Source organism: Acinetobacter sp. 809848, from assembly GCF_000581275.1.
Lineage (GTDB): Bacteria > Pseudomonadota > Gammaproteobacteria > Pseudomonadales > Moraxellaceae > Acinetobacter > Acinetobacter pittii.
Genome location: NZ_JEXG01000025.1, coordinates 49,942 through 60,424, shown reverse-complemented (window position 1 = coordinate 60,424; position 10,483 = coordinate 49,942). Strand labels below are relative to the sequence as shown.

The window sequence follows — 10,483 nt, the reverse complement described above, 5'->3', positions numbered from 1 at the left end:
TTGGCATAGTTTTACCGTTATAAATTCTTGTTGTTTGTAAATGAGATAAAAAAAGCCTGTGCCCCTTTTGGGAGAAAAAAAGGCACAGCAAAGCCGTAAAGACTGTGCTTGGCACATCTCAAGTTTGTTGTAGCTAAGTTTTAATTAAAAATGACTTTAAGCCTGAAAACCTTAGGGCGTTCAAGCTGCTTTAATTTTTAAGCTGTGTCGTTATAGCTTTTGGCATTGAGAGCCAAGAAATAATGGATGTACAAAGCCAACTCCTTTTTATTGGGAGTTCTGCCGACATTAAAATTATGGTGGCAGAACGAGAAAGGGTTCGCGGACTGGTGAAAGATATAACCAGCACACCCGAAGGTGTCCCTCTCCCGTCCTACCGCTACGGGAGGAGACTGGGAGTTCACGCATAAGACTATCCCTCAGACGGAATAACTCTGATGCGATCTTTCATCACGGTCCGCGACGACCGTCTGGCAATGTGGCCAGCAGGCAAAGAATAGTGCCCAACCCTATTGCAGTCAAGCACACAAAATGCCATTTGTTTTAAATTAAATCATTAGAAAAGTAAGGCTAAATAATGGGTGGGTTATTGTTAAGTGGGGGTTGTAGCGGGGGATTTTCTAGGCTTAATGCGGTGCTAATTTTGCAATGTAAGTGGGGAATTAGAGATTAATTGTCATTTTATTCGTTTCGTATTTCGATTCTTTTGCATTTTTTATTAAGTGGGATTTTTACTAACTTTTCTTTAAACCAATTTAAAAGAAAGTTGAATTGACTTTTAAAGGAGCATCATAGCAATGGTTTAGCTGATAACTTAGATCTAACAATTATTTAGGGAAAATATAATTATATTAACCTTATGCTTTGTCAGCATAAGGTTATCACTACTGTACCATTCTGATATTTTTAATATATTAAAACATTGATTGAACTAAATACTACATAACATCAAAAGCAATTAATTCGCTCTTGTAAATCTTTACTAATTCCCTCTAATCCCGGGTAGATAAAACTATGTGTCACCCCAAAAAGAGCAAGTTCACGCTTTATTTCCATTCTAACTGAAAATGGGATGTGGTACTTTGTTATACGCCCCCATCTTAGCGGAATGTGTGGATCTTGCTGAATTGAAAAGAGTCCAGCTTGTGAAGTAATTCGAGGGCTGACATGATTTGAAAAGAACAAACCATCACTAGCAAATGGATCACAAGTGTTAATGTCTAGAGGTGGATGCTTTACGCGCATAACATAAAATGCAGCATCCCCAAGAAAATCGGGTGTATCGATCTGCTCTTTCAATAACCAAGTATCATTTACAAATTCAAATACTGCAAAATATAGAGCAACAAGTGGATTTGTTGTCCAGTCTAAAAGACGAGTTGGTAATCCATAATGCTGCGCGAGAGCTAGCCAATCCCAATCATTTACTGGCGGTGATTCAAGATATGGACCAGCAGCATTCTTGAAGCGTTTAAAAGCTTCACGTTCATTGATAATACTGACTGGATATCTGAGATCAAAATATATTTTTCCGTTTTCGTACTGCTGAGGTTTACTTGTTATTCGACCAATTTTAGGAATTAATGAATAATCGCTACGCCGCTCACCACGGAAGTAATGCCCATCATCGAGAGATACATTCCTTAAAATATTATGAATATCCTCAAAAGAACTAATTTTTTCTTCATCTATCATTAAAATCACATCTCCCCAAAGTAACTTCTCTTATCATTAAATTTTATGATAAATTAATCTCATCCTATTTTTCTAATAAAAGATATATCATTTTTAAAATATATTCTATTAATTATTTTATTAAGCTTAGAGAGTTAGAAAAACTTTGTGCATAATTATTCCATATCAGTAAATTATAAATACTAGGCTAAAAATATGGCTAGTTTTATTTAAACTAAAACTAGCCATATTAATTTAAAAAAATTAATTCTATTTTCTTCCCGCATCTAATGCAGCTTATTCTATCCAATTAGGGAGATCCATTACCTATTCCCAAACAATTTAGGCAATATTTTGATTAGCTTTACTCTCTTTCAGGGCTTTTATTAATTTAGTTAAGTTCTACTCTGGATCTAACGACCTCACAACCACACATCACGGCGCAAGCCTGAAACACGTAGATGTAAACAAAGCGACTCTATTATTCAAACCGTCTATTATCACAACTTCATAATGCTAAATTCTTACAAAAGCTTGGGTAAATGCTTACTGGGAAAAAATGGATTATCAGCACACAGATGCAGATTTGTGTGAACACCTATATAAGCGAGTTCAAGCTTTGCATAAGAAATTAAAGATATTGGCTGAAACTAATGTTCAAAAGAATTTGGCTGTGCTTAGCCACAGAATTAGAAATTTAATAAAAATTTAAAATGTTTTACAGGTTATCGGTTTCACTTATTTTTAGGATACTTTTTTCTAAAAACGATAATTTGAATATTGATTAAGACAATAGATTTTCTACTGGGTTTAACGAAAATATATCGTTTGCTCAACACCCTCTTAAATTTTAACATCATCTCAAAATTTGTTAAATATTTCATATTTTTAATTAAATTAAGAGGTGAAAATTATGTCTGAGAAAGTTGCTATTATTACAGCTGCTGGGAGTGGTATGGGCGCAGCTATTGCAAAAAAATTAGCAGCAGATGGATTTAATGTTGCGATTCTTTCTTCATCAGGAAAAGGTGAAGCTCTCGCAAACCAACTGAATGGTCTAGGTATTACTGGATCAAATCAATCAATAGACGATGTTCAACGCCTTATTGATGAAACTCTTTCTCGTTGGGGACGAATAGATGTTTTGGTTAACAGTGCAGGACATGGTCCCCGCAAGGAAATTTTAGAATTAACAGACCAAGATTGGCATGATGGTATAGACACTTACTTTCTTAATGCTGTACGACCTATACGTTTAGTTATTCCTGTAATGCAAAAACAAAAGCAAGGTGTAATTATCAATATTTCTAGTGCATGGACATTTGAACCTAGCTCACTATTTCCAACTTCTGCAGTTGCTCGTTCTGGATTGGCAGCATTTACCAAAATTTGTGCAGATACATATGCGATTGATAATATCCGTATTAATAATGTCTTACCTGGATGGATTGATACTCAGCCAGAAACAGATGAACGCATTAACAATGTTCCAATGAAGCGTTATGGTTCAAAAGAAGAGATAGCAGATACAGTTGCTTTCCTTGCATCTTATAGTGCTGCTTATATTACAGGGCAGAATATTCGAGTAGATGGTGGCTTAACTCGCTCGGTATAATGAATCTTAATAAAAATTTGCAGGGATAAATTGCTAAACCATTATCCCTTCAAGATTGGAGTTAAACTCATCACAGCAATAAAACTCTCTTTTTATGGTTGCTCTGTACCTAAATATTCAATACACCATTTCCAAATTTGATTTACTTTGTCATTCGGATGTAGAACTTTTTTTCTGACAAGAAAATAACTTGGCTCAACAATTTTAGTTTCGGAAATAACTTGTACTAGTTTTCCTGACTTAATATCTGCTTCAACAAACGCACGACATGCTAAAGCTATTCCTTGCCCTGACACAGCAGCGTCCAACGCCAGAGTGGTTTGATTAAATATAGGCCCTGACAACTTGGTGAATGTATTTAGAAATTTTGGCCATTGATCGTGTGCGTCGTGCAGAAGTGGCATTGATAATAACTGTTCACGTTTTAATGGCAACGTTAAATCTTTGACAAAATAAGGACTTGCGACAGCTACGAGTTCCTGATGAAACAATAATTGTGTTTCTAAATTCTCTGGAAATGATTTTGTGGTTAGCCTGATAGCAATATCAACCTGATCCCGATCAAAGTCAGATACTGCTTCAGTAGCTAATGTATGTAAGTTAATGTCAGGTAATAAAGTATGTAAATCGCCTAACCGAGGAATTAAGAGTTTGGCAGCAACAGTTGGTGTGACACTTATAGTAACGCTATCAGGCTGATCTAAAAGTAATTCTGTCGAATCAGTAAGAATATCGAAAGCACGAGTGATATTGACCAGATACTTTGCTCCTTCAGGAGTCAAAGAGAGTCCTCGTGGAAGCCGTTGAAATAAAGTAACGTTTAAATGATCTTCTAATGCACGAACTTGTTGGGCAATAGCACCTTGTGTAACACCTAATTCATCAGCAGCAGCGCGAAAACTTAACTTCCTGCCCGCTGTTTCAAAAGCACGCAAAGCATTTAAAGACGGAAGTTTTCGACGAGATAACATGAAAAATAAAGAAGTAGTTTTTCTACACTCTAGTTTGTTTGCTAACTGTATGCAAGCCATTCACGGCGCGAGTCTGTAACACGTAGATGTAAACAAAGCGACTCTATTATTTAAACCGTCTGTTATCAACACTTCATAATGGGCAAATTTTTTACTACTTCCGACCTTGGTTGCCGTTGCAAATAACACCTTATCTTTAGCACCACTCATATAGCGAATATCCGCCTGTAGGCCCGTATATGGCGCATCCCCTGCATTACAAGCCATTGCAAAAGCGATATCGGCTAAAGAAAATATGACACCACCATGCACGCCGCCCAAGGCATTCATGTGTTCGTCTTTTACATTAAGTTGACAACGCGCTTCATCAAAACTGCGATGCAGCACTTGAACACCCAATAGCTCTGCGAATTGATCAACCGCAGTATTTTCCATTTTTTGCACAAACGTCTCCCTACTCGTGCGAGTATTCCTTAAATATTATGAATCTATCTGTATTGAAATCGATTTGTTAAGAGCCGTTAAACGCTATCTTGTTTAATCTGATAGTTTGAAGAACTAAAGTCCTTATAGGTCAGGCGGTCATCTGACTCTGAGCTTAATGGCTGAACTTCTTGCATTGAATTTAAGCAGCGCTGTGCAAGCTCAATGTATTCTTGCGTACCACGGGTTTTCCACTTTTTTTCTTGTTCTGATAAATCACGTGCAACCTTGGCAGGACTGCCCATTGCCAATACATTTGCCGGAATAATATCTTTGGTTTTGACCAGACTATTTGCACCAATAATGGTGTTTTCACCAATTTCGGTATAGTCCAAAATTACGCTGTTCATGCCAACCAAAACATTTTTTCCAATGCGGCAGCCATGTAAAGTTGTGCCATGCCCAATGTGGCCCATTTCCTCAACTAAAGTCACGCTTTGCGGAAAACCATGTATGGTGCAGTTATCTTGTATATTGGCATTTTGCTTAATGTGAATACGACCAAAATCGGCACGCAATGAAGCAAATGGCCCTACATATACGCCCGCTTCAATAATCACATCACCAATTAAAACAGCAGTCGGGTGTACAAAAGCCTCTGGGCTAACGACTGGAATAACACCGTCAATACTATAACAAGGCATGACTTAACCTCTCATTTGTCGCCACCAAACCTCCGAAACGGCGCCAATAATGTGCTGTGGCATTTGGCATTGGTCCTTCTGCTGTTGCGGCAACAGACAAGAAGTATTCATCCGCAGGTTCAAATACTTTTTTATAAATATTCATTGATAACGTTCGTGCACTAATCGCAGGCCAGTCAGTTGGCAACAACTCAAGCGGTAATGCAGGGTCTTTCAATAAAATCCGTCGATAATAATGAATCAGCAAAGTTCGAATTTGAAAGGCCTGAACCGGTTCGAGTTGTTCGTTTTCCTGCATCAGCAACACGCCAATTTCTCTAAAAATATCGAGAAACTGTAGATATCTTTGGCGTAATTCATCAATTGGCCAGTTGGTTCTGAGCATACGTCCAATGGTATCGACCGAATTATTAAAGAGCTGCAAGGTTTCGGCTTTAAACACCACCACTTGCTCACTCATATTTAAGTCAACCAACAAGCGTTGCAGTTCAATACGATTACAACCCGGATAAGCCATTAAGTTTGTCGAAATATTGGCAAATCCTAACCATTCGAGTTCTTTTTTTAACAACGCTTTATTTTCAGTGTCGAGGCTAGACATCAGAATAAGATCCCAATAATGGTCCCACTCTTTCATCTGGTCGTTATAAATACGTTGCTCGGCCTGCAAATAAGTCGAACGGCTCGAATCGGTAATTCGATAAAAACTGGTTCTGCCGATTTTGTCTGAACATAACCAATCATTTTTAACTAAACGAAAAACAGAGGTTCTTACAGCGCGGTCATTAAAACCAAATAGCTCTAATAACTGAATCAGGCTTGCAAGACTAATATTTCCACCCCGATGAAGTACTGAATCTCCAAAAATTGTCGAAATAAGCGAAGTTCCACTTAAGGTTTCATTCTTTACAACAGAATCAATTATTTGCTGTATTTTTGCACTCATACTCATGTCTTGGCGTTTAGTTTCAGGGTATAGATTCTATACCCTGAATGATCTTGATGTTAAGCAATCTGACGCATATCGATTACCCGCTTTGCCTTACCTTCCGAACGAGGTAAGGTCGCTTCTGTCACAACTTCTACAGTAACGCTAATCCCAATCATGGTTTTAATGCGTTTCATCAACTCCTGAGCAAGTTGATTGGCCTGTATAGTACAGTTATGACACATCTCTGTACGAATATGCAAAGTATCCATATGGCCTTTTTTAGTCACCAAAATTTCATAATTTGGAACTAAATGTGGAACTTGCAAAATTTGCTCTTCAATCTGAGTCGGGAAAACGTTCACGCCGCGAATAATCAGCATGTCGTCACTACGACCCACAATTTTATCCATTTTGCGCATTGCCAGATTTTCACCCGGTAGTAAGCGGGTCAAATCACGAGTACGGTAACGAATAATCGGTAAACCTTCTTTGGTAATAGTCGTAAAGACTAACTCGCCAAGTTCGCCATCTTTGCAGACTTCACCTGTTTCAGGGTTAATAATTTCTGGGTAGAAATGATCTTCCCAAATGGTTAATCCTTCGCCCTCACCTAAACACTGCATGGCAACGCCCGGCCCCATCCCCTCAGACAAGCCATAAATATCGAGTGCTTTAATATTGAGGCGTTCTTCAATTTCACGGCGCAGTTCGTTGGTCCACGGCTCGGCACCAAAAATACCGACTTTTAAAGACGTATTACGTGCAGTACCAAATTGTTGCTCGAGCTTTTCAATAATGCTCACGCAATACGATGGCGTAACCATAATTGCAGTCGGTTTAAAGTCTTGAATAAGCTGAACTTGCTTTTCAGTTTGCCCGCCAGACATTGGAATAACCGTTGCACCTAAGCGCTCGGCACCATAATGTGCACCTAGACCACCTGTAAATAGTCCATAGCCATAAGCCACCTGAACCATATCTTTCGCGGTTAAACCCGCCATGCGTAAGCAACGCGCAACAATGTCCGACCAAGTATTAATATCTTTTTGGGTATAACCCACCACAGTCGGTTTACCCGTTGTACCCGATGATGCATGTAAACGCACAATTTGCTCTTGCGGTACGGCAAACATTCCAAAAGGATAGTTGTCTCTTAAATCCTGTTTGGTGGTAAATGGAAACTTTGCCAGATCGTCTAAAGTGACGAAGTCATCAGGATGTACACCTGCTTCATCGAACTTTTTCTTATAGACCGGACTATTTTCATATACAAAAGTCAGGGTTTGCTTTAACCGTTTAGTTTGCAGTTCTCTAAGCTCTGCAAGTGTTAATTGCTCAACATTATCCATTGTAAGGCTGTCCATCGCCTCTCTCCTCATTATGTAATTTTAAAAACCGTCTGAATTAATTTAAGTTTTCCAAAATCAGTGCAACGCCTTGTCCAACACCTACACACATCGTGCAAAGTGCATAACGTCCACCTCGTTTTTTTAGCTCACGTGTTGCCGTAATGACTAAGCGAGTACCACTCATACCGAGCGGATGGCCTAACGCAATCGCACCGCCATTTGGGTTCACGCGTTCATCGTCATCTTTTAGCCCAAGTTCACGCATACAAGCCAAAGATTGGGCTGCGAATGCTTCATTCAGCTCAATCACATCCATCTGATCTAGCGTTAAACCTGTTTGCTTTAAAATTTTCTGTACAGCCGGAACAGGACCTATACCCATATATTTGGGTTCAACCCCTGCACTTGCAATACCAATCACGCGTGCTAAAGGTTTTAAACCATGTGTATCTGCAAATTCACGGTTGGTAATTAACACACACGCAGCACCGTCATTTACACCAGAAGCATTTCCGGCAGTCACCGAGCCACCTTCTTTTTTAAATGGCGCTTTTAGTTTTGCGAGTGCTTCAAGTGTCGTTTCACGCGGATGTTCATCACGGCTAACAACAGTCACGTTTTTCTTACGGTCTGTAATCTCGACAGGCAAAATCTCATCGTTAAAGAAACCATTTTGTTGGGCAGCAGCGGTTTTTTGCTGGCTACGCAATGCAAAAGTATCTTGGTCTTCACGACTAATCTGATACTTTTCAGCTACATTTTCGGCAGTTTCTGGCATGCTGTCGGTGCCGTATTGCGCTTTTAGTTGTTTATTTACAAAGCGCCAGCCAATGGTGGTGTCATAAATTTCAGGTGTACGGCTAAACGCTTCTGTTGGTTTAGCTTGTACAAATGGCGCACGGCTCATTGACTCCACACCACCTGCCAACACAAACTGCGCTTCACCTGCTTTGATTGAGCGTGCCGCAAGGCCTACTGCATCTAAACCCGAAGCACACAAACGATTGACGGTCATGGCCGGAACTGTATCTGGTAAGCCTGCTAAGAGTGTCGCCATACGTGCAACGTTACGGTTGTCTTCACCTGCTTGGTTAGCACACCCTAAAAACACTTCGTCTACCGTATTCCACGGCAAGTTCGGGTGTTTATCTTTTAAATATTTGATGGGCAATGCAGCTAAATCATCTGCACGTACTGCACTTAAGGCACCTGCATATCGTCCAATTGGGGTACGAATAAAATCGCAAATTAAAACGTCTTCCATGTTGACTCCTGATTATGCAAATTCGGTCATATCACGTGAATATTGAGTAGCAATGTTTTGAGTTTTCGCTACATATTGCTTGAGGTAGATACTCGCGCGATATTTTTCCTCTCCATACAGTGCATATAAGTTATTTAAGGTTTGGAGCACATACGCACCCCCCATTTGTGTCAACCACTGGTAAGGGCCTTTAGGATAATTCACTCCATATTTCATGGCATTATCAATATCTTCCAGACTCGCAACACCATGTAAACTTGCTTCACAGGCTTCATTAATGAGTAAAGCGATGGTGCGTAAGGTTAACAGTGCCGGATGGTCTTTAATCCACATCACGCTGATACCAAACTGTGCAAAATAAGCTTCAACTTTAGCCAGATCACTTGCTTCACAAAGTTCGTTATGACTGAGTACTAAAGCCTCTGCGTGCTCAAAATCATGATGCCAATCCATTAAAACCACTTTACGGCTCAGGTAATGAATATTGGCTGACTCACCTTGGCTTAAACGTAAGTCGATATCATCAATTTGAAGGATATTGTCGTCGCTCGCCGATCCGCCTTTTAAACCTAAACGCGTTAAAAAAGCAGGTAGCTGAGACCAAGTCCCTTTTAGCTGAATATGGGCATCGACAGGCTTGGCAACCACAGCTTGAGGCTGAAATGTCTCGTACTGATTTTTTTCGTTATAACTATAGAAACCCTGTTTTGACTTACGCCCCCAAGCACCTGCATCGACCAATTCTTTTTGAATGAGGCTTGGACGGTAGCGTGGTTCGTAAAAAAACTCTTGGTAAACGCTTTGGGTTACCGAAAAGTTAACATCTTGCCCAATGAGGTCGGTGAGTTCACAAGGCCCCATCGCAAAACCGCCACATTGCTTTAAGGCATAATCTAGCTGGTCATAGCTGGTGACTTGTTCTTGCAGTGCTCTAAAGCCTTCTGCATAAAACGGCCGTGCAATTCTGTTAACAATAAAACCGGGAGTCGACTTGGTGAGTACTGGAATTTTTTTCCAATTCAACATCAAATTTTTTAGAGCCAAACATAAGCTGTTTGGTGTTTTTAAGCCTTGTACAATTTCAACCAGTTTCATGACTGGCGCAGGGTTAAAAAAGTGTAAACCTACCACGCGCTCAGGGTGAGCAATACCCGCCGAAATTGCAGTCACTGAAATTGAAGATGTGTTACTTGCAAAAATGGTTTGCGCACTACAAATTTCAGCAAGTTGCTTAAATAAAGACTGTTTAACTTCTTTTTTCTCAACGACTGCTTCAATGACTAAGTCAGCATCACGCAGCGCTTCAATTTGATTCACCACAGTTAAACGCGCTAAAGCTTCATCAGCTTGCTGTTGTGTGAGCTTGCTCTTTTCAACCAACTTTTTAAATGTCTGCCCTAAGCCCTGAACGGCTTGTTGCGCTTTTTGAGCGTCCAGATCATATAAAACGGTCGAGTGCCCATTAACGATCGCTAACTGGGCAATACCGATGCCCATGGTGCCAGAACCAATAACGGCAATTCGGGCACGAGATAAGTCTAAATCTGTCATG

At 39.9% G+C, this 10,483-nt stretch carries 9 protein-coding genes and 1 pseudogene; 1 reads left to right on the top strand and 9 read right to left on the bottom strand.

Features of this window, described 5'->3' with window-relative positions; all coding sequences use genetic code 11:
* Positions 1-948 precede the first annotated feature (948 nt).
* Together J536_RS17605 and J536_RS25730 are read right to left on the bottom strand one after the other, a co-directional pair.
* Complete coding sequence (locus J536_RS17605) at positions 949-1,695, bottom strand: FRG domain-containing protein (RefSeq protein WP_050680443.1); 747 nt, start codon at positions 1,693-1,695, stop codon at positions 949-951.
* A 414-nt stretch (positions 1,696-2,109) separates the two neighbouring features.
* Positions 2,110-2,190, bottom strand: a pseudogene (locus J536_RS25730) (phenylacetic acid degradation protein); the annotation flags it as partial.
* A gap of 397 nt (positions 2,191-2,587) precedes the next feature.
* Between J536_RS25730 and J536_RS17600 the strand changes: the two are divergent.
* Positions 2,588-3,289: an SDR family oxidoreductase gene (locus tag J536_RS17600; RefSeq protein ID WP_002114397.1), complete on the top strand. Its 702-nt coding sequence runs from the start codon at positions 2,588-2,590 to the stop codon at positions 3,287-3,289.
* A 92-nt stretch (positions 3,290-3,381) separates the two neighbouring features.
* Here J536_RS17600 and J536_RS17595 read toward each other — a convergent pair whose 3' ends face one another.
* From J536_RS17595 to J536_RS17565, 7 genes are all read right to left on the bottom strand, one after another.
* The gene (locus J536_RS17595; protein WP_032063506.1) at positions 3,382-4,260 is read right to left on the bottom strand and encodes a LysR substrate-binding domain-containing protein; all 879 of its coding nucleotides are present in this window, start codon (positions 4,258-4,260) and stop codon (positions 3,382-3,384) included.
* Positions 4,261-4,320: 60 nt separating this feature from the next.
* Entirely contained in the window at positions 4,321-4,704 is a 384-nt protein-coding gene (locus tag J536_RS17590; protein ID WP_005041585.1) for a PaaI family thioesterase, read from the bottom strand.
* 77 nt (positions 4,705-4,781) lie between these two features.
* Positions 4,782-5,387 carry a carbonic anhydrase gene (locus J536_RS17585; protein ID WP_032063505.1) on the bottom strand — a complete coding sequence of 202 codons (606 nt, stop codon included), beginning with the start codon at positions 5,385-5,387 and terminating at the stop codon, positions 4,782-4,784.
* Positions 5,374-6,339: a phenylacetic acid degradation operon negative regulatory protein PaaX gene (paaX, locus tag J536_RS17580; RefSeq protein ID WP_081318642.1), complete on the bottom strand. Its 966-nt coding sequence runs from the start codon at positions 6,337-6,339 to the stop codon at positions 5,374-5,376. The genes J536_RS17585 and paaX overlap by 14 nt, the downstream gene beginning before the upstream one ends.
* A gap of 53 nt (positions 6,340-6,392) precedes the next feature.
* On the bottom strand, positions 6,393-7,682 hold the full coding sequence (gene paaK, locus J536_RS17575) for a phenylacetate--CoA ligase PaaK (protein WP_032026394.1): 1,290 nt from the start codon (positions 7,680-7,682) through the stop codon (positions 6,393-6,395).
* 40 nt (positions 7,683-7,722) lie between these two features.
* A complete protein-coding gene (pcaF, locus tag J536_RS17570) occupies positions 7,723-8,931 on the bottom strand; it encodes a 3-oxoadipyl-CoA thiolase (protein ID WP_032063503.1) in 1,209 nt (402 codons plus the stop codon).
* Positions 8,932-8,943: 12 nt separating this feature from the next.
* Positions 8,944-10,482 (bottom strand): 3-hydroxyacyl-CoA dehydrogenase, encoded by a 1,539-nt coding sequence (locus tag J536_RS17565; protein WP_032063502.1) that lies wholly within the window; start codon positions 10,480-10,482, stop codon positions 8,944-8,946.
* Position 10,483: the final 1 nt, after the last annotated feature.

Coding starts and splice junctions, on each gene's coding strand:
- J536_RS17565 (WP_032063502.1), bottom strand. CDS start 10,482: ATGACAGATTTAGACTTATCTCGTGCCCGAATTGCCGTTATTGGTTCT.
- paaK (WP_032026394.1), bottom strand. CDS start 7,682: ATGGACAGCCTTACAATGGATAATGTTGAGCAATTAACACTTGCAGAG.
- J536_RS17595 (WP_032063506.1), bottom strand. CDS start 4,260: ATGTTATCTCGTCGAAAACTTCCGTCTTTAAATGCTTTGCGTGCTTTT.
- pcaF (WP_032063503.1), bottom strand. CDS start 8,931: ATGGAAGACGTTTTAATTTGCGATTTTATTCGTACCCCAATTGGACGA.
- paaX (WP_081318642.1), bottom strand. CDS start 6,339: ATGAGTATGAGTGCAAAAATACAGCAAATAATTGATTCTGTTGTAAAG.
- J536_RS17585 (WP_032063505.1), bottom strand. CDS start 5,387: ATGCCTTGTTATAGTATTGACGGTGTTATTCCAGTCGTTAGCCCAGAG.
- J536_RS17600 (WP_002114397.1), top strand. CDS start 2,588: ATGTCTGAGAAAGTTGCTATTATTACAGCTGCTGGGAGTGGTATGGGC.
- J536_RS17605 (WP_050680443.1), bottom strand. CDS start 1,695: ATGATAGATGAAGAAAAAATTAGTTCTTTTGAGGATATTCATAATATT.